Origin of the sequence: Bradyrhizobium sp. RP6 (assembly GCF_003837805.1) — a bacterium.
Taxonomy (GTDB): domain Bacteria; phylum Pseudomonadota; class Alphaproteobacteria; order Rhizobiales; family Xanthobacteraceae; genus Bradyrhizobium.
The window spans coordinates 36192-56120 of record NZ_RQIT01000003.1 but is presented as its reverse complement, the minus strand read 5'-3'; the positions used below and the strand labels follow the sequence as shown (position 1 = coordinate 56120).

Genomic DNA, 19929 nt, shown 5'->3' with positions numbered 1-19929 from the left:
TATGAGCCCGACCGCAAAGCCCACCTGCCTTGCTCACGGGGAATTCCATGTCTGCCTCAATCGTTCTCTCGAACCTGTCGCTGTCCACGCCTGACGGCCGTTCTCTTCTCTCCAACATCGATCTGACATTCGCAGCCGAGCGGACCGGTCTCGTCGGCCGCACGGAGTCGGGAAGACGACGCTGCTTGCGTCGATCTCCGGGGAATCCGCGCCCCAGTCAGGGCGCGTTCTGATCAACGGGACCATCGGCCTGTTGCGTCAGGATGTGCAGGTCCTTGCCGGCGCGACCGTGGCCGACCTGTTCGGCGCGCGGCTGGCACTGGACCTGCTTCGCCGTGCGGAGCGAGGCGATGCCTCGGCCGATGAGATCGCTGCGATCGACTGGACGCTCGAGACGCGGCTCGAAGCCGCGCTGGCGCGCCTCGGGTTCGATTCGTCTCCCGACACGGAGCTATCTTGCCTGTCCGGCGGCCAGATCACCCGGGTTCGACTCGCCGCACTGATTTTCGCCGAGCCCGACTTCCTGCTCCTGGACGAGCCCACCAACAATCTCGACAAGGACGGACGCAAAGCGGTGACCGATCTGCTCGCCGCCTGGCGCGGCGGCGCGATCGTCGTCAGCCACGACCGGAGCTTGCTGGAGACCATGGACGCGATCGTCGAACTGACCTCGCTCGGAGCTACGCGATACGGCGGCAATTGGAGGCGGTATCGCGAGCAGAAGGCCGTCGAGCTTGCGGCCGTCCGGCACGACCTCGCGCATGCCGAAAAGCGTCTCTCCGAGATCGACGGCAAGGCCCAAGAGGCTGCGGAAAGGAAAGCGCGCAAGGACGGCAGCGGAAGGAAGAAACGCGCCAAGGGCGACATGCCGCGGATCCTGGCCGGTGCACGCAAGGACCGTAGCGAGGACAGCGGCGGCAAGAACGCACAAATCGCCGAGCGGCGGCGCGCAGACGCGATCGATGCTGTGGATGGGGCGCGCCGGCGCATCGAGATTCTTCAGCCGTTGTCGGTCAAGTTGCCCGCGACCGGCCTGCCGGAGGGCAGGGAGGTGCTTTGGCTCGACGGCGTCAGTGTAGGCTATCGGCCTGAGCGGCCGGTCTTCCGCGATCTATCGCTCACGATCGTCGGTCCGGAGCGCGTCGCGCTAGTTGGTCCCAACGGCTCCGGCAAGACGACGCTGCTGAAACTGATCGCGGGCGAGCTGCGCCCGCTCTCCGGCACCGTGCGGGTCAGGCCGGACTTCGCGTTGTTCGACCAGAAGGTCAGGCTACTCGATCCCGCGATCTCCATCCTGCACAATTTCGGGCGTCTCAATCCGAAGGCGGGTGCGAATGAATGCCACGCCGCACTGGCGCGGTTCATGTTTCGCGCCGATGCTGCCTTGCAGATCGTCGGAAGCCTGAGCGGCGGGCAGCTGTTTCGTGCAGGCCTTGCCTGTGTGCTTGGCGGGCTGACTCCGCCGTCCCTGCTGATTCTCGATGAGCCGACCAACCATCTGGATGTCGAGTCCATCGAAACCGTCGAGGCAGGCTTGAGAGCCTATGACGGCGCTCTGCTCGTCGTCAGTCATGACGAGACATTCCTGCGGGCAATCGGGGTCACGCGGCGGCTCGATCTTGCCGGCGGACGTGATTCCAAAGGCTCATCATTCGAATAATAAAAACCCGACGCCCTGCCCCCAGCGCGTCGGGTGAAAAAGATGAGTATCAGTCCGTGATTCCAATGCTTTCTTGTGACGCTTATCCTGCCGATTTTCCACTCCGGGAAACTACCGCATCGGAATTGGGCTGCGCCTGTCTTCGATCTACGCACCTCCGCCCGGTTCCAGCGCTTCGCCGATCTCCAGCGGGTGGGCCATGGTCTCGTGCAGCGCGTCGCGGTCGAGTTCGCCTTCGGAGATGCTGATGATGACGCAGGCGACGCCATTGCCGATCAGATTGGTCAGCGCGCGGCATTCGCTCATGAACTTGTCGATGCCGACCAGGATCGCGATCGACTGGATCGGAATATCAGGCACGATCGAGAGCGTCGCCGCGAGCGTGATGAAGCCGGCTCCGGTCACGCCCGAGGCCCCCTTCGAGGTGATCATGGCGATGCCGAGGATGCCGAGCTCCTGCCAGATGGTCAGATGCGTGTTGGTCGCCTGCGCCAGGAACAGCGTCGCCAGCGTCATGTAGATGTTGGTGCCGTCGAGATTGAAGCTGTATCCCGTCGGGATCACGAGGCCGACCACCGAGCGCGAGGCGCCGAGATGCTCCATCTTCTGGATCATCTGCGGCAGCACCGTCTCGGAGGAAGACGTGCCGAGCACGATCAGGAGCTCGTCCTTGATGTAGGCGATGAAGCGCAGGATCGAGAAGCCCGCCAGCCGCGCGATCGCACCTAGCACGATCAGTACGAACAGAATGCTGGTGAGATAGAACGTGCCGATCAGCGCCGCGAGGTTGAGCAGCGAGCCGAGGCCGTAGGCGCCGACGGTGAACGCCATCGCCCCGAAGGCGCCGATCGGCGCGACGCGGACGATGATGCGGATGATGCCGAAGAACATCTTCGCGGCCTTGTCGATCGCGTCCGCAATGGGCTCGCCGGCCTTGCCGAGGAAGGCGATGGCGAAGCCGGAGAGAATCGAGATCAGCAGCACCTGCAGGAGGTCGCCGCGCGCGATTGCGCCCAGATAGCTGTCGGGGATGATCGCCATCAGATGGGCGACGATGCCCTCTTCCTTGGCCTTGGTGACGTAGGTCGCGACCGATTTTGGATCGATGGTGGCGGGATCGATGTTGAAGCCGCGCCCGGGCTGGAGAATCTCACCGACCAGCAGGCCGACCGCGAGCGCGACGGTCGAGACCGTCTCGAAATAGATCAGCGACTTCAGCCCGACCCGGCCGACGCGCTTGAGGTCGCCCATCGAGGAGATGCCGTGCACCACGGTGCAGAAGATCACCGGCGCGATCATCATCTTGATCAACGCGATGAAGCCGTCGCCGAGCGGCTTCAAGGCCTTGCCGAGATCAGGATAGAAATAGCCGATGAGCACGCCGAGTACGATCGCGATCAAGACCTGCACGTAGAGGATCTTGTACCAGGGCTGGTGCCGGCGATGGATGGCTGGCTGGATCGCGACTTGTGTCATAGAGTGAGCCCCGGAACGCATTGATCTTGCAGGATTTGAATCTTGCATGAGCTGCATCATGTGATGGCCGCAGCAGAAGCGACAATCACATTTTTGTCTGTTCGCACGAAGATCGGGTCGTTGCGCCCGCAATTGGGGGAAACATGTCGACTGCAACGGGCTCGGACCAGCAAGGCTATTTTCCGCGCTGGACGTTGAAGACCTCTGGCGTGATCATGCCCGAGGAGCGGCTGTCCTGGGGCCAGACTGCTGTGTCCGGCCTCCAGCATTGCGTCGCAATGTCGGGCTCGACGATCATCGCGCCGCTGCTGATGGGGTTCGATCCGAATGTTGCGGTCTTGTTCTCCGGCATCGGCACGCTGATCTTCTTCGTCATCGTCGCCGGGCGCGTGCCGAGCTATCTTGGCTCGAGCTTCGCGTTCATCGCCGTCGTCATCGCGGCCACCGGCTATGCCGGGCAGGGGCCGAACCCGAATCTGTCGGTGGCGCTCGGCGGCATCGTCGGAGCCGGGGTGCTGTACGGCGTGATTGCCCTGATCGTGATGTGGTCGGGCGTCGGCTGGGTCGAGCGCCTGATGCCGCCGGCCGTCACCGGCGCTGTGGTCGCCGCGATCGGCCTCAACCTCGCGCCCGTGGCGGTCAAGGCGGTGAGCGCCAATGCGTTCGACACGGGAATCGGGCTCGCGACCGTTCTGATCATCGGCGTCGTGGCCGTTGCCGCTCCAGGCCTGTGGCGCCGCCTGCCGATCATTCTCGGCGCGATCGGCGGATATCTCTTGTACTTGCTGTTCGCGAACGGCCTCGGCTTCGGCAAGCCGATCGACTTTGCGCAACTCTCGGCCGCGCCGTGGCTCGGCCTGCCGAGCTTCACCGCGCCGAGCTTCCATGCCGATGCGATTGTCTTGATCGCGCCGGTTGCGGTCATTCTCGTCGCCGAGAATCTCGGTCACATCAAGGCCGTCGGCGCCATGACGGGCCGCAGTCTCGATGCCTATCTCGGCCGTGCCCTGTTCGCCGACAGTCTTGCGACCATCGTCGCGGCCTGCGGCGGCGGCACCGGCGTCACCACCTATGCCGAGAACATCGGGGTCATGGCGGCGACGAAGGTCTATTCGACCTTGCTGTTTGCCTTCGCCGCGGCGGTGTCGATCATGCTCGGCTTCTCGCCGAAATTCGGCGCGCTGATTCTGTCGATCCCCGGGGCAGTCATCGGAGGCCTCTCGATCGTGCTGTTCGGGTTGATCGCTGCAATGGCGGGACGAATCTGGGTCGAGAACAGGGTCGACTTTGCCAATCCTGCAAACCTGATCACCGTCGCCGTGGCGCTGACCGCGGGCGCTGGTGACCTCACGCTCAGGTTCGGCGGGTTCACGATCGGCGGGATCGGCACCGCGACCTTCGGGGCCATCATCCTTTACCAGATCCTGACCTCGTCAGCGGTGCGGCGCGCCGAATGAAGCCCTGCGATGCGCTGATGGATGGAACAAAAATGCGCTTCTGCCGATGATGAGCATTCCGGAGAGAACCCATGCCGCAAACCGAACGTTCAACCTCGTTTCCCTCGCGCCTTGTCGGCCAATACGCGCTGGTGACCGGTGCCTCGCAAGGCATCGGCCGCGCCGTCGCCGTCCGGCTCGCGCAGGAAGGCGCAACCGTCGCCATCAACTATTTCGAGAACGTGGAGCGGGCCGAGGAGACGCTCGCGCTCGCTCGGGCAGCTTCGCGCTCGCGCGGCCACGGCGAGCCCGATCATTGCATCGTCAAGGCCAATGTCGGCGATGAGCAGGACATTGCTGCGATGTTCGAGGCGATCTTTTCCCGCTGGAAACGTCTCGATTGCCTTGTCAACAATGCCGGCTTCCAAAAGGAATCGCCGAGCGAGGCCCTCGACGTCGAAACCTATCGCCGGATCATCGACGTCAATCTCAACGGTGCCGTGCTCTGCGCGCAGAAGGCGCTCGCTCACTTCGTCGCACGCGGCGGAGGCGGCAGCATCATCAACTGCTCGAGCGTCCACCAGATCATTCCAAAACCCGGCTATCTCGCTTATTCGATCAGCAAGGGAGGCATGGCCAATCTGACGCGGACGCTGGCGCTCGAATTTGCCAGCCGGGGCATCCGCGTCAACGCGGTGGGACCAGGCGCTATCGACACGCCGATCAACGTGGCCTGGACCGGTGACCCCGAAAAGCGCGGCGTCGTTACCAGCCACATTCCGCTGGGCCGCGTCGGCACGCCGGAAGAGATCGCCGCCGTGTTCGCCTTCCTTGCCTCGGAGGACGCGAGCTACATCACTGGACAGACGCTCTATGCCTGCGGAGGCCTGACGCTGTTCCCTGAATTCCGGGAGAATTGGGCCAGCTGAACGTCCCATCCGCATCGGCGGCCGCCACTGCCCGCACGGAGAAACCAAGGCGGGTTGGGGGCTGCGGCGCCGTGTGCTATCGACCACGGGCGCCGCGGCCGCTATTGGCAAGCGCCGACACGTGACGGGCTCGTGACCACAACCATCAACATCAATGCCTACAGTGACGCGCTGGTGGTCCTCGGCACTGCCGGCGTCGTGGTGCCGATCGTCCGCCACTGGGGTATCAATCCGGTGCTGGGCTATCTCGGTGCCGGCGCCATTCTCGGTCCGCTCGGGCTCGGCTCGGTGGTTCGAGAAATCCCGTTCCTGTACTGGTTTACGGTGACGGATGCGCAGAACGTCGAGGGTATCGCCAATCTTGGCATCGTCTTTCTGCTATTTCTGATCGGGCTCGAGCTGTCTTTCAGGCGGCTCGTCACGATGCGACGGCTGGTGTTCGGGCTTGGCGGCCTGCAGGTGGTGGCAACGTCCGCCTTGATATTCGGCGTGGCGCTTCTATTCGGGCAAGACTCCGATACCGCCGTTATCATTGGCGCGAGCCTTGCGCTGTCCTCGACGGCCATCGTGCTCGAGATTCTCTCCGCCGAGAGACGGCTTGCGACCACAGCCGGGCGCGCCAGCTTCTCGGTGCTGCTGGCCCAGGACCTCGCCGTGGTCCCCATTCTCGTCTTCGTTTCGGTCCTCGGTGCAGGTAGCGCTGGTTCGGTCGTGACGCACATCTCCAGTGCGATCCTGAAGGCGGTCGTGGCGGTCGTTTTTCTCATTCTGATCGGACGGCTGCTGATGCGTCCGCTCTTCCAGATGGTTGCGGGCACCCATTCGACGGAGTTGTTTGTCGCGGCGACCCTGTTCGTCATCGTCGGCGCAGGGCTTGCCGCACACCAGGCCGGCCTGTCGATGGCGCTCGGGGCGTTCGTTGCAGGGCTGATGCTGGCGGAAACGGAGTATGGCAAAGCCATCGAGGCCACCGTCGAGCCGTTCAAGGGCCTGCTGCTCGGCATCTTCTTTTTCACCGTCGGCATGGCCATCGACTTCCGCGTGTTCATGCGCGAGCCCGGTTGGCTGCTGGCTGCCGTTGTCGGCATTCTCGTCGGCAAGGCGATCGTGCTCATCATTCTGGGGCGCCTCTTCAGGCTCTCATGGCCGGCGGCGATCGAGATCGGCTTCCTGCTGGGTCCCGTCGGGGAATTTGCCTTCGTCAGCATCGGAATGGCGTCGGCCGGCGGCCTGATCGAGCCTCGCGTGTCGAGCTTTGTCGTCGCCATCACCGCCGTGACGATGGCATTGACGCCGCTTCTTGGCATGGTCGGACGACGATTGGCCGCGGAGCTGGATAGCGAGCGCCCGCCAGATCCGGAACTCGCGGTTCGGCCGCCCAGTGGCCGAACGCAGGCCATCGTGGTCGGCTATGGCCGCGTTGGAAAAGTGGTCTGCTCGCTGCTTACCACACATGGCGTGGACTACATCGCGGTCGATCACGATCCGATCGCCGTGGCGCGCGACCGCCGCGGCGGCCATAAGGTCTTCTTTGGCGACGTGACAGAACCGGGCTTTCTCGAAGCTTGCGGCCTGATGCAGACGACCGGCGTGATCATTACGATTCAGTCGCGAACGGCGATCGATGCCGTCGTCGAGCGGATCCGTTCGGTGCGGCCGGATGTGTTGATCGTCTCACGTGCGCGCGACGCTGATCATGCCCGTCACCTCTATGCAATCGGCGCCACCGACGCGGTGCCGGAAACCATCGAGGCGAGCCTGCAGCTTTCAGAAGCCGCGCTGGTCGGCCTCGGAGTCGAGGTCGGGCATGCGATAGCCTCGGTGCACGAAAAGCGTGACGAGTTTCGGCGGATGCTGCAGCAAGCCGCCCACACGGCAAACCAGGAGAAATCTCACCCGTCAGCTATCGCAGGAGGCCCGTCCCGCCGACGGTAGTCTGGAAAAACCGCCCTCGCGACCTACATCTGGTACTATGTCAAACGCTCCGCTCCAGGATTTCGTCGGCCGGCACGAACGTCTGTTCGTGCTGACCGGCGCCGGCTGCAGCACCAATTCAGGCATTCCCGACTACCGCGACAGCCAAGGCAACTGGAAGCGGACCCAGCCGGTCAATTTCCAGGCCTTCATATCGGACGAGCAGACGCGCCGGCGCTATTGGGCGCGCAGCCTGATCGGCTGGCGGCGGTTCGGCCAGGCGAAGCCGAACGATGCGCATCATGCGCTGGCCCGGCTCGAGGCGAACGGCCGGTGCGGGATGCTGCTGACCCAGAACGTCGATCGGCTGCATCAGTCGGCCGGCCACCGGCAGGTCATCGACCTGCACGGCCGGCTCGATCTTGTCCGCTGCATGGGCTGCGACCGCAAGACACCGCGCGACGAGTTTCAGCGCGAACTTGGCCGCGCGAATGCGGCATGGCTGACGCTCGATGCCGCGGATGCACCTGATGGCGACGCCGATCTGGAGCACGAGGATTTTTCCTCCTTCGAAGTGCCGCCATGCGAAGCCTGCGGCGGCGTCCTCAAGCCTGACGTCGTGTTCTTCGGCGAGAACGTCCCCCGCGACATCGTCGCCACCGCGCAGGATCATCTGACGCAAGCCGACGCCATGCTGATCGTGGGCTCCTCGCTGATGGTCTATTCCGGCTTCCGCTTCGTCCAGGCCGCCGCGCGCCGCAATATTCCGATTGCGGCGGTCAACTTTGGCCGTACCCGTGCCGACGATCTTCTGACGCTCAAGATCGAGGAGCGCTGCGAGACAGCGCTTGCATTCCTGCTCTGATCGTACAGGCGGCGAACGCGCCTTGCCTATTGCATAGGTGCCAAGCAGAATAGCCGGGAGCGGCATTCTCCTGGTCGCCATGGCATGGAAATTGCTGCGCTTTTGACCCCAATCTTGACGATCAGCACGGAGAATTTGGAATGCTTGAGGGAGCCGAGGTGCGGCTTGCCGTTGATATCGGTGGCACGTTCACCGACATCGTGCTGGACGTGGGGCAAGATCGCAAAACCCGCAAGGTGCTGACTACGCCGCAGCGCCCCGAGCAGGCCGTGCTGGACGGCATGCGCCTCATTCTGGCCGATGCACGTGCGCATATCAGCGACATCGACGTCTTCATTCACGGCACGACGCTCGCGACCAATGCCATCATCGAGCGTCGCGGGGCCAAGACCGCGCTGATCGCGACCGAGGGCTTCCGCGACGTGCTCGATATCGGCACCGAAAGCCGCTACGACCAATATGATCTCAGCATCGACAAGCCGAAGCCGCTGGCGCCGCGCAGCCTGCGCTTCACCGTGCCCGAGCGCATTGACGCGCATGGCGCCGTTCGTCTCCCGCTCGACGAAGCGGCGGTGCGCGCACTCGCGCCGAGATTGCGTGAGCTGAAGGTCGAGAGCGTCGCGATCGCGTTTTTGCACTCTTATGCCAATCCCGAGCATGAGCGCCGCGCGGCCGCGATCATCAGTGATGAAATGCACGGCATCTCCGTGACTGTATCGTCGGCAGTGTGTCCCGAGATCCGGGAATATGAGCGCACATCCACAGCGGTCGCCAACGCCTATGTGCAGCCGCTGATCGATGGCTATCTCGCCCGCATGGCCGATGCCCTGCAGGTCGAGCAGTTTCGCGGCGCCATTTATCTCGTGACCTCCGGCGGCGGCGTGACCTCGATCGAGACTGCCCGACGCTTTCCGGTGCGTCTCGTCGAATCCGGTCCTGCCGGCGGCGCCATCTTCGCGGCCCAGATCGCGGCTCGTCTTGGTGAGAGCAAGGTGCTCTCCTTCGACATGGGCGGCACCACCGCAAAGATCTGCCTGATCGAAAAGTACCAGCCCGAGACCTCGCGCGTGTTCGAGGTCGATCGCGCGGCGCGCTTCCTCAAGGGTTCCGGCCTCCCGGTGCGCATTCCCGTCATCGAGATGGTCGAGATCGGCGCCGGTGGCGGCTCGATCGCGCATGTCGACGCGATGAAGCGCGTCACCGTCGGTCCCGAGAGCGCCTCCTCGGAGCCGGGACCCGCCTGCTACGGCCGCGGCGGTCAGCGCCCGGCGGTGACGGATGCGGACGTCGCGCTTGGCGTGATTGATCCCGATGCGTTTGCGGCCGGCACGATCAAGCTCGATCCGGAGCTTTCGAAGCAGGCGCTGCTTCGGGACGTCGGCGAGCCGCTTGGCCTGTCCGCGGAAACCGCGGCCTATGCTGTCCACGAAGTCGTCTGCGAGAACATGGCGAGCGCGGCGCGCGTGCATGCGGTCGAGCGCGGGGAGATTATCGGCCAGCACACGCTGATCGCCTTCGGCGGCGCCGCGCCGCTGCATGCGGCCCGCGTCGCCGAGAAGATCGGCGTCTCCCGCGTGATCGTACCATCGAATGCCGGTGTCGGCTCGGCCGTGGGCTTCCTGGCGGCGCCCATCGCCTATGAGCTGGTGCGCAGCCGTCATGTCCGGCTCGATGATTTTGACACCGAGGCCGTCTCCGGTCTCTTGCAGGAGATGGTGACCGAAGCGCGCGCATTGGTGGAGCCGGGTGCAGCCGGTGCGCCGGTGCGGGAGCGCCGTGCCGCCTTCATGCGCTATGTCGGGCAGGGCCATGAGATCTCGGTCGAACTGCCGAACCGTCAGCTGACGACGGCCGATCTCGCCTCGCTGCGCCAGAAGTTCGAGGCGGACTATTCAGCCATGTTCGAGCGTCCGATTCCCGGCGCTGCGATCGAGGTGCTGAGCTGGTCGGTGCTCGCCACCACCGAGGCGCGAAATCCGCCCGCCGTCGCTTCTGTTGCGCGCAAGCCGGCCGGAAAGGCCGTCGGCAGCCGCAAATTCTTCGACGGCCGCGCCGGCGAGGTGATCGAAATCCCGCTCTATCGCCGCGAGGACATGGCGCCGGGGGCCACCATTGCCGGCCCTGCCGTAATCGCGGAGGACGAGACCTCGACCTTCGTCTCCAACAATTTTGATGCCCACATCGACGGTGCCGGCAGCATCGTCATGGAACGGAAGGCGGCCTGATCATGAGCAAGGCAAATGGCGCGAGCCTGATCGACCTCCAGATCATGTGGCACCGGCTGATCGCCGTGGTCGAGGAGCAGGCGCAGGTGCTGCTGCGCACCGCGTTCAGCCCGATCGTGCGCGAATGCGGCGACCTCTCTGCCGGCGTGTTCGACCTCAAGGGACGCATGCTGGCGCAGGCAGTGACCGGCACGCCTGGCCACGTCAACTCGATGGCGGAATCGGTCAAGCATTTCATTGACCACTTCCCGATCGAGACGATGAAGGAAGGCGACGCCTACATCACCAACGACCCCTGGATGGGCACGGGCCATCTCAACGACTTCGTCGTCACCACGCCCTGCTTCAAGGACGGCAAGCCGGTGGCGCTGTTCTCCTGCACCAGCCATCTCATGGACATCGGCGGCATCGGCTTCGGGCCCGATGCCACCGACGTATTCATGGAGGGGCTCTACATCCCCATGCTGAAGCTGATCGACCAGGGCGTCGTCAACGAGACGCTGATGGCGATGATCCGGACCAACACGCGGCTGCCGATCGACACCGAAGGTGACACCTATTCACTCGCCGGCTGCAACGACGTCGGTTGCGAGCGCCTGATCGAGATGATGACGGAGTTCGGCATCGATTCGCTCGACGAGCTCGGCGACTACATCTGCGACCGTTCGCGCGATGCCGTGCTCGCCGAGATCGCCAAGCTGCCGAAGGGCAGTTGGCGCAATACCATGGTGGTCGACGGCTATGACGCGCCGGTGACGCTGGCTGCGACCCTGACGATCTCGGACGAAGGCATCCACGTGGATTTCGACGGCACCTCCGCCGCCTCGAAGTTCGGCATCAACGTGCCTTTGTCCTACACCACCGCCTATACCGTGTTCGGCCTCGGCTGCGTCGTCGCCTCGCAGATCCCGAACAACGCCGGCTCGCTGTCGCCGCTGACGGTGTCGGCTCCCCCTGGCGCGATCCTCAATGCGCCGAAGCCGGCGCCGGTCGCCTCGCGCCACATCATCGGCCAGATGCTGCCCGACGTCGTGTTCGGCTGCCTGCGCCAGATCATTCCCGAGCGCGTGCCTGCGGAAGGCACCTCCTGCCTGTGGAATCTCAACGTGCGCGGCCAGACGCGAAGCGGCGTCGGCGGCAATTACGGGTTCTCCATGGCGGTGACCTCCAATGGCGGCACCGGCGCGCGCTTCGGCAAGGACGGGCTGTCGGCGACCGCTTACCCAAGCGGTGTGCGCGGCACGCCGGTCGAGATCGCGGAGACGCAGACGCCTTTGATCTTCTGGCGCAAGGAGCTGCGTCCGGATTCGGGCGGGGCAGGGCGCACCCGCGGCGGTCTCGGCCAGATCATCGAGGTCGGCAGCGGCGTCGATGCGCCGTTCGACATTCTCGCGGCGTTCGACCGCATCGATCATCCGCCGCGTGGACGCGACGGCGGCCGGGACGGCGAGGCCGGCTATGTCGGCCTCAAGTCCGGAAAGAAGCTGCGAGGGAAAGGCTTTCAGCAGGTGCCGCCGGACGACCGGTTGGTGGTGCTGACACCGGGCGGCGCCGGCATCGGCGATCCCGCCCAGCGCGGGCGCGCGGCAGTCAATGACGACGTCGAAAGCGGCCTCGTGTCCGTCGAGAAGGCGGTCGCAGTTTATGGGTACTCGCGGTGACGCCTCAGGCGTCATACGCGTAGCAAACGGAGGGGTGCAATGATCACACGGCGGAACTTCACCGCGGGCGCAGCGACGCTGCTCGCCGCCGGCCATGCCTCCACCCGCGCGCGGGCGGCGACGGTAAGCTGGGACATGTCGACGGTGTGGCCTGACGGCAATTTCCACACCCAGAACGCCTTTGCCTTCGCCGAGGAGGTGAAGAAGCAGAGCGGCGGCACGGTCAACATCACCGTGAAGGCGGGTGGTCAGCTCGGCTTCAAGGGCCCCGAGCACTTGCGCGCCGTGCGCGACGGCTTGGTTCCGCTCGCCGACGTCCTCAACATCCAGCAGGTCGGCGACGAACCGTTCATGGGCGTCGAGAGCATTCCCTTCCTCTGCGGCTCGGTGGACGAGCTCAAGGTGCTGCACAAATATGTGCGGCCCGAATACGAGAAGATCGCCGCGCGAAACAACCAGAAGATCCTCTACATCGTGCCGTGGCCGACGCAGTATCTGCATCTGAAGGCCAAAGTGGCGGATGTCGAGGGCCTGAAAAACATCAAGATCCGCGTGCCCGACAAGAACGCGGTCGACATGCTGAACGCGATCGGCATGGCGGCCGTGATGATCCCCTGGGGCGAGACGATTCCCGCGCTCGCTTCCGGCGCCGTGGCCGGCGTCTCCACCTCGTCGGTGTCGGGCGTCGACGGCAAGTTCTGGGAATTCCTGAAATATGTCTACCCGACGAACCACGTCTGGTCGTCGCAGATGCTCACCGTCAATCTCGATTCGTGGAAGGCGCTCAGCGCCGACCAGCAGAAGCTCGTCGCTGATATCGCCGCAAAGATGGAGCCGGGCTTCTGGGCCAATTCGCTCAAGGCCGACGTCGACAGCCTCAACCGCCTGAAGGAAGGCGGCATGGAGGTGGTGCCCGTGTCGGACGCGATGATGACGGATATCCGGGCCAAGACAGCGCCGCAGCTCGATGCCTTCCTCAAGCGCGTGCCGGCCGCCGACAAGCCGGTGCGGGCCTATCTCGCCGAAATGAAGCGTGGCTGAGGGCGGGATAGTGGTGAGCCTTTCGCCCGAAGCACCGCAAAGCCTCAATGCTGCGGCGCCCGCGCCGCTGCGCATCGTCCTCGACGGCATCGATCGCCTCGGCCGGCTCGACGGCTGGATCGGCGGCTTCTGCCTCTTGATGCTGACGCTGCTGATGTTGTGCGAGGTCGCAACCCGCTTCTTGTCGAACTTTCTGCCGTTCTTCCCGCCCAGCATCTCGATCGCGTGGGAATATTCCTCCTATCTGATGGCGGCGTCCTTCACCTTCGGCGCCGCCATGACGCTACGTGTCGGCGGCCATATCCGCGTCGTGCTGCTCCTGAAGAACGCACCAGTGCCGGTGCAGCGCGCGCTCGAGATTCTCTCGGCGGCGGCCGGCTTCGCCTTCATGGCGTTCCTGACCTCGGCCATGGCGAAATTTGCCTGGGGCGCCTTCGTGCGCGGCCAGGTCTCCACTTCGAGCGACACGCCGCTGTGGTTTCCGGAAGCCGTCGTCACCTTCGGCATGCTGCTGCTGACGCTGCAGTTCCTGGCGCGCGCGATCCAGGCCGCGCTCGGCCTGCCCCTGGAGGATCATCGCATGAAGGCCTCGCCCGTCGAATGACCGCTTTGTCCATTCCCGGATCCAAGATCGCATGACCATCGAAGTCGTCGCACTGTTCGCGATTCTGTTCGCGCTGCTGGCCTGCGGCGTCTGGATCGGCCTGACGCTTGCGCTGACCGCGACGATGCTGCTCGCGATGTTCCGCTCGATCCCGCTCGACAAGCTGCTGCCGCAATACGCCTGGAACATCCTGACCACGCAGGAACTGCTTGCGCTGCCGCTGTTCATCCTGATGGGCGAGTTGCTGTTCCGCACCCGCCTGTCGCGCTCGCTGTTCCAGGGATTGGCACCGTGGGCCGGCCTGCTGCCCGGCCGCCTGCTGCATGTGAACGTGATCGGCTGCACCATCTTTGCTGCGATCTCGGGCTCGTCGGCCGCGACCACACAAGTGATCGGTCGCATGTCGCTCAACGAGCTGCTGCGCCGCGGCTACTCCCGCGACATCGCGATCGGCTCGCTCGCCGGTGCCGGCACGCTCGGGTTCCTGCTCCCTCCCTCCAACATCATGATCATCTATGGCGTGCTCGGCGATGTCTCGATCCTGAAGCTGTTCACGGCCGGCGTGCTGCCGGGATTCCTGCTGGCCGCGACCTTCATGGCCTGGGTGATGCTGCACGCGAGCCTCAATCGGAGCATGGTGCCGGAAGCGGAAGCCAAGCTCTCGCAGGTGCCATGGAGCGAACGCTTCGCCGCGCTGAAGGACCTCGCCCCGGCGCTGTTCCTGATCGCCTGCGTGCTCGGCTCGATGTATGGCGGCCTCGCGACCCCGTCGGAGGCCGCCGCCGTCGGCGTGCTCGGCGCAGCGCTCGTGGCCTGGGCGCAAGGCGCGATGTCGCAGCAGGTGATGCGCGACGTGTTGATCGGCTCGGTCGTGACCTGCTCGATGATCGCGCTGATCGTGCTGGGCGCTTCGATCCTCGGCAATGCCGCAGCCTTCCTCGGCATTCCGCAGGCGGTGGCCGCATTCGTCAAGGGGCTCGGCCTGTCGCCGTTCATGCTGATCGTGGCGCTGATCGTCTTCTATCTCGTTCTCGGCTGCTTCCTCGACGGCTTCTCGATGATCGTGATGACGCTGCCGATCGTGCTGCCGATCGTGAAGGGCGCCGGCTTCGACGAGGTCTGGTTCGGCGTCTTCCTCGTGCTCGCCGTCGAGATGGCGCAGATCACGCCGCCCGTCGGCTTCAACCTGTTCGTCATTCAGGGCTTGACCGATGACGGCCTCGGCTACATCGCCCGCGTGACGATGCCGTATCTCATGATCATGATCGGCTTCGTGCTGCTGCTGACACTGTGGCCGGGCATCGTCACGATCCTGCCGAAAGTGCTCTACGGATAAGCCGTTTCGTTTCCGGGACCGGGGCGATCGAGGTCGAAACGGTCAGTGCCGCTGCCATTTCAATTCACCCCGTGCGTCAAAGTCGTCTCGCGCGCGTTCCGTATTTGCACGCGCTGTGATCCGTCGTAAGCTGCAGCGGCAAGCAGAAGTACAACAGCAATCACATAGTGAACGTCGCTCTTTCGCCGCGATGCGCCGAAAGAGGGGGTATCTGTTGGCGACTTGGTCCGATGGAGGACGATCGACGCGTACTGAACTGCAAACACCCCTCGCGGCGACGCTCACGAGATGCAATCAACAAATACAAGAGCGGGAGGAAGTGAAAATGAGAAAGCAGTGGCTCAGCTCGGCCTTGCCTGTCGTTGTCGTTGCGACACTTGCAGCGTCAGCGGCGTCGGCCCAGGCCGTTGATACGGCGCGCATCGAGGCCGCCGGCCAGAACGATTGGCTCACCTATCACGGCTCGTACAAGTCCCACCATTACAGCCCGATCGCGCAGATCAACACGAGCAACGTCGGCAATCTCGGCGTGGCCTGGATGCACATCCCCGGGCGATCGACGCGTGGACTGCAGTCCATGCCGCTCGTGGCTGACGGGGTGCTCTATTACTCGGGCTCTTACAGCCGCGTCTTTGCGCTGAACGGCGCAACCGGCGAGGTCATCTGGTCGTTCTTTCCGGAACTGGACGAGGCGCTCATCAGCCGGCAGACCCACTCTCCCTACAACCGCGGCGTAGCTCTCGGCGATGGCAAGGTCTTCGTCGGCACGATGGATGGTCGTGTCTTCGGGCTGGATGCGAAGACGGGAAAGGTCCTCTGGGAGACCAAGCTGATCGACTCGCAGAAGCTCACGGTCGGCTTTACCGGCGCGCCGCTTTACGCGAAGGGGAGCGTGATCATCGGCTCGCAAGGTGGCGAATGGCCGGGCCGCGGCCCGATCTTCTCTCTCGATGCCACGACGGGAAAGAAGAAGTGGGAATTCCTGACGGTCGCGGGCACCGAAGAGGCCATGAAGACCTGGGGCAACGAGTCCTGGCGCACCGGCGGCGGCGGCGGCTGGATGCCGGGCACCTACGATTCCGAGACCAACACCATCCTGTGGGGCACCGCGAACCCGGCGCCGCTCTACGATTGGTCGGGCGCCGACTACAAGACGCAAGGCGCACGTCCCGGCGACAATCTTTATACGACTTCGGTGATCGGCCTCGATATCGATACCGGCAAGCTGAAATTCTATCATCAGGAACTGCCGCACGACGCCTGGGACTTTGACAGCTCCGTCGGAGAGTTCGTGATGCTCGAGCGCGACGGTCAGAAATACGTGGTTCATCCGAACAAGGGCGGCTTCGTCTTCGTCTACGACGGCAATCTCAAGGTGAAGAACGTCTGGCGGCTGGTCGAGAACATCAACTTCGTCAAGGATATCGATCCCAAGACCGGCGCGCTGATCGGCCGCCGCGATTTCTCGGTCGGGAAAGTCACTGAACCGCCTCTGTGTCCGTTCATCGGCGGCGGCATCAGCTGGAACGCCGGCTCGTACAGCCCGAAGACCGGCCTCTACTACAAGATCGGCCAGGAATGGTGCATGACGCTGGACATCCAGAAGACGACACCGGTTACGACGCCCCAGGTCCAGCTCAACATCGGCGCCGATTTCAAGATGACGCCTCCTCCCGGCGGCGAGATCTATGGCCATCTCGACGCGCGTGATCCCATAACGGGAGCGAAGAAATGGGAGGTCCGCTATCCCGAGCCGCCGCTTGGAAGCGTGCTGTCGACGGCGGGCAATCTGGTCTTCGTGCCGGACTCCCGCGGCGTCCTTCACGCCTATGATGCCGAAACCGGAGCAGAGCTGTGGAAGCACAACAACGGCACCGGTCACCAGGGCGGCATCGTCAGCTACTCCGTCGGCGGAAAGCAATATATCGCCGTGACCGCCGGCTTCGGCGGCATGCTGGCTGACGAATATGCGCCGAACTTCGGCGGCGTATACAAGAGCATGCCACGTGACGACGGCGCGCTCGTCGTCTTCAGCCTGAAATAGTCGCCGCAAACGATCTGCAGGAGCGGGTGCAAGCCCGCTCCTTGCTGATCGCAACGGCCACCTGCTTCAGGAATGGAGTCGACGTGTTGAAGCTGCATTTGAGATCAGCCTCGGTGGGTGCCTCGTTGCTGTGCGCTGCAATGGCTCAAGCACAACCCGCGGCGCCTGCGCCCGAGAATGCGCCGTTCGAGGTCGAGCAGGTGTTCGCGGGAACTTGCGGATTCTGTCACTCCGACGGCGGACGGGCTGCCGGCAAGGGGCCGCAACTGATGAATTCGCCGCGCGACGACGACTTCATTCGCAACCGCATCAAGCACGGCAAGCAAGGCGCAATGCCGGCATTCGATGGCGCTTTCACCGACGCGCAGATCGATCTGATCGTCAAGTACATCCGCGCCTTGAAACCACGCGAAGGCTGAATCAGCGAAGACCCCGATGCGTCCAGATGAGGGTGTGGAATGAAGATGATCGTGCCGGTCATCGTCGCTGCCGCCATCGGGCTGCCGGGACCGGCGCAGGCGCGAACCCTGGACGCGATCCGTGCGAGCGGCGTGATCGGGCTGTGCGCGCATCCCAACTCGCTTCCCTTTGCCCGCAAGACCGGCGAGCCGCCCGGCTTTCAGGTCGAGTTGGGACAGTTGCTGGCGCGCGAGCTCGGTGTGGCGCTGAGGCTCGACTGGATCATCACGCAGTACCAGATGCGTAGCGCCGGCTGTGACATTCTCCTGGACGTCATCGCCGATCGCGAGGCGCAAGGCGAAACACGTTTGAGGATATCGAAACCGTATTATCGCACGGGCGTCGCGCTCGCGGTGCCGTCATCCAGCCCGCTCACCTCGTTCAAGAGTCTCAATGAAAAGACCAAGGTGGGAGTGCAGGTCGGATCGATCGCCGCCATGATCATCGGCCAACGGCACGTGCCCCTATCGACGTTCGGCTTCGAGAGCGACAGCCTGGAGGCCGTGTCGAACCGTGAGATCGATGCCGCCGCGGTCACACCCACTGCGGCAGGCTATTTCAATCTGACGCATCCGGACAATCCGCTCCGGATCCTGGATCGTGATGAGAGCATCGCCGATCTCAACTGGAATGTCGCCGTCGGCATGATCCGCCCGGATGATGCATTACGCGAAGCCATCGACCGGGCCCTGGAACGGCTGCGAAGCGACGGCACGATCGACCGGATATACGGCCGCTATGGCATCGTGCTGCAGGCGCCGAAATAGTCGAGTTGCGCGACGGAACGACGCTGTCCGGACTGAGCCGGGACGGCGTCGCTGCCGCACCAAATATGCAGATAGCATTGGCCTTACGCTGCGGCCTTCTTCCGCGCGAGCTCGGCCTTGTACAACTCGAACTCCTCCGCGATTGCCCTGGCGATCGACGGGCGCTGGCGCAGGCGTTCGTAATAGGCCTTCACGTTGGGCCATTTCGCAAGCTCGATCGGCGGCGTCGCCATGGTCCAGTTGATGACCGTGACGAGATAGGCATCCGCTACGCTGAAATGGTCGAGCAGGAAATCGCGGCCTTTCAGATAGTTGTCGAGATAGTCGAGCCGCGACAGGTTCTTTTCCAGCGCGTAGGCTTTCGCTTCCTGCGGCGCCTTGCGGTCGAGCATGGGAATGAACAGGCCCTTGTGCAGCTCGGTGCCGACGAAGCAGAGCCATTGATGCAGCCGGGTGCGCTCGATCCCCGCGGCGGTGCCGAGGCCGGACTGCGGGAAGCGGTCGGCCACATATTGCAGGATCGCGGCGTTCTCGGTCAGCACCACGCCCTCGTCGGTGCGCAGCGTCGGTACAAGGCCGATCGGATTGACGGCGCGGAAGTCGGAGCCGTCGCTCAGCACTGTTTTGGTCGGCGGGTCGACTTCGAGATAGTTCGCCTCGGCGCCGGCTTCATACAGCGCGACGCGCGTCGCCATGGAGCAGGCGAGCGGCGAGAAATAGAGATCCATCTGTAGCCTCCTTGGGCAATTCTCTGGAGTTTCGCTCAACCTGGCGAGATTGATTTTTGTACTGTGTTGCATAATATACCCGCGGTCAAGGATTAATTTGCAAAATGGTACAAAAATCAAAGCCGCCAGCTGCTGCCAGTCAGCCCAAGCGCCGCGGCCGTCCCCGCGCCTACGAGCCTGATGTCGCGCTCGGCAAGGCGCTCGACCTGTTCCGCAGGCAGGGCTTTGCCGCGACCTCGCTCGACGATCTCAGCGAGGCCACCGGCATGAACCGCCCGAGCCTCTACGGCGCCTTCGGCGACAAGCGTGAGCTCTACATCAAGAGCTACCAGCGCTACCGTGAGGAAGCGCGAGCCTCCATGGCCGCGATCTTTCGCGAGGAAATGCCGCTGCGCCAGCGCCTGGAGCGAATCTTCGCCTCCGCGCTGAACATCTATCTCTCCGGCGAGGCCGGCCCGCGCGGTTGCTTCACGGTGGTGACGGCGGCGTCCGAGGCGGTGAGCGATCCCGATATCCGCGCCATGGTGCTCGACGGTCTCACCGAGCTCGACAAGGCTTTTGCCGGTTGCTTCCGCCGTGCCAAGGAGAAGGGCGAGTTGCCGGGGAGCGCCGATCCGGCCGTGCTGGCGCAGATCGCATCAGCTACCGTGCACTCCATCGCCGTCCGTTCGCGCGCCCGCGTTCCGCGCAAGGAGCTGGAGGCGATCGTGAAGAGTGCGATCGATATGATGGTCGGCGCGAAAGCGTAGGCTGCCGTCGCGGGCAAGCGGAGACACCGAGCCTG

Annotated in this window: 15 protein-coding genes and 1 pseudogene; 14 read left to right on the top strand and 2 right to left on the bottom strand. The window is 64.1% G+C overall.

Annotated features, from left to right (window positions below; translation table 11 throughout):
* The first annotated feature begins 47 nt into the window (after positions 1–47).
* Positions 48–1660, top strand: a pseudogene (locus EHH60_RS09115) (ABC-F family ATP-binding cassette domain-containing protein).
* A 147-nt stretch (positions 1661–1807) separates the two neighbouring features.
* Here EHH60_RS09115 and EHH60_RS09110 read toward each other — a convergent pair.
* Positions 1808–3136, bottom strand: coding sequence for a dicarboxylate/amino acid:cation symporter (locus EHH60_RS09110; protein WP_124159139.1), 1329 nt, complete (start codon positions 3134–3136; stop codon positions 1808–1810).
* A 143-nt stretch (positions 3137–3279) separates the two neighbouring features.
* On the opposite strand from EHH60_RS09110, the gene EHH60_RS09105 reads away from it, so the two are divergent.
* The 12 genes from EHH60_RS09105 (at position 3280) to EHH60_RS09050 (ending at position 18417) form a co-directional block, all read left to right on the top strand.
* Entirely contained in the window at positions 3280–4593 is a 1314-nt protein-coding gene (locus tag EHH60_RS09105) for a solute carrier family 23 protein (protein ID WP_124159138.1), read from the top strand.
* A 71-nt stretch (positions 4594–4664) separates the two neighbouring features.
* Positions 4665–5501 (top strand): SDR family oxidoreductase, encoded by an 837-nt coding sequence (locus EHH60_RS09100; protein WP_124159137.1) that lies wholly within the window; start codon positions 4665–4667, stop codon positions 5499–5501.
* Positions 5502–5633: 132 nt separating this feature from the next.
* Positions 5634–7436: a cation:proton antiporter domain-containing protein gene (locus EHH60_RS09095; RefSeq protein WP_124159136.1), complete on the top strand. Its 1803-nt coding sequence runs from the start codon at positions 5634–5636 to the stop codon at positions 7434–7436.
* A gap of 37 nt (positions 7437–7473) precedes the next feature.
* The gene (locus EHH60_RS09090; protein ID WP_124159135.1) at positions 7474–8280 is read left to right on the top strand and encodes an NAD-dependent protein deacetylase; all 807 of its coding nucleotides are present in this window, start codon (positions 7474–7476) and stop codon (positions 8278–8280) included.
* Positions 8281–8420: 140 nt separating this feature from the next.
* On the top strand, positions 8421–10505 hold the full coding sequence (locus EHH60_RS09085) for a hydantoinase/oxoprolinase family protein (protein ID WP_124159134.1): 2085 nt from the start codon (positions 8421–8423) through the stop codon (positions 10503–10505).
* A gap of 2 nt (positions 10506–10507) precedes the next feature.
* Positions 10508–12166 carry a hydantoinase B/oxoprolinase family protein gene (locus tag EHH60_RS09080; RefSeq protein WP_124159133.1) on the top strand — a complete coding sequence of 553 codons (1659 nt, stop codon included), beginning with the start codon at positions 10508–10510 and terminating at the stop codon, positions 12164–12166.
* A 39-nt stretch (positions 12167–12205) separates the two neighbouring features.
* Complete coding sequence (locus EHH60_RS09075) at positions 12206–13207, top strand: TRAP transporter substrate-binding protein (RefSeq protein ID WP_124159132.1); 1002 nt, start codon at positions 12206–12208, stop codon at positions 13205–13207.
* A gap of 10 nt (positions 13208–13217) precedes the next feature.
* The gene (locus tag EHH60_RS09070) at positions 13218–13811 is read left to right on the top strand and encodes a TRAP transporter small permease subunit (RefSeq protein WP_124159467.1); all 594 of its coding nucleotides are present in this window, start codon (positions 13218–13220) and stop codon (positions 13809–13811) included.
* Between the two features lie 31 nt (positions 13812–13842).
* Positions 13843–15147 carry a TRAP transporter large permease gene (locus EHH60_RS09065; RefSeq protein ID WP_124159131.1) on the top strand — a complete coding sequence of 435 codons (1305 nt, stop codon included), beginning with the start codon at positions 13843–13845 and terminating at the stop codon, positions 15145–15147.
* Between the two features lie 325 nt (positions 15148–15472).
* Entirely contained in the window at positions 15473–17191 is a 1719-nt protein-coding gene (locus EHH60_RS09060; RefSeq protein ID WP_124159130.1) for a pyrroloquinoline quinone-dependent dehydrogenase, read from the top strand.
* Between the two features lie 140 nt (positions 17192–17331).
* A complete protein-coding gene (locus EHH60_RS09055; protein WP_124159129.1) occupies positions 17332–17610 on the top strand; it encodes a c-type cytochrome in 279 nt (92 codons plus the stop codon).
* Positions 17611–17649: 39 nt separating this feature from the next.
* Entirely contained in the window at positions 17650–18417 is a 768-nt protein-coding gene (locus EHH60_RS09050; RefSeq protein ID WP_124159128.1) for a substrate-binding periplasmic protein, read from the top strand.
* A gap of 83 nt (positions 18418–18500) precedes the next feature.
* On the opposite strand, the gene EHH60_RS09045 is transcribed toward EHH60_RS09050, so the two are convergent.
* A complete protein-coding gene (locus tag EHH60_RS09045; protein WP_124159127.1) occupies positions 18501–19145 on the bottom strand; it encodes a glutathione binding-like protein in 645 nt (214 codons plus the stop codon).
* Between the two features lie 104 nt (positions 19146–19249).
* Here EHH60_RS09045 and EHH60_RS09040 point away from each other — a divergent pair, with 104 nt between their 5' ends.
* Entirely contained in the window at positions 19250–19894 is a 645-nt protein-coding gene (locus EHH60_RS09040) for a TetR/AcrR family transcriptional regulator (RefSeq protein ID WP_124159126.1), read from the top strand.
* Positions 19895–19929 lie beyond the last annotated feature (35 nt).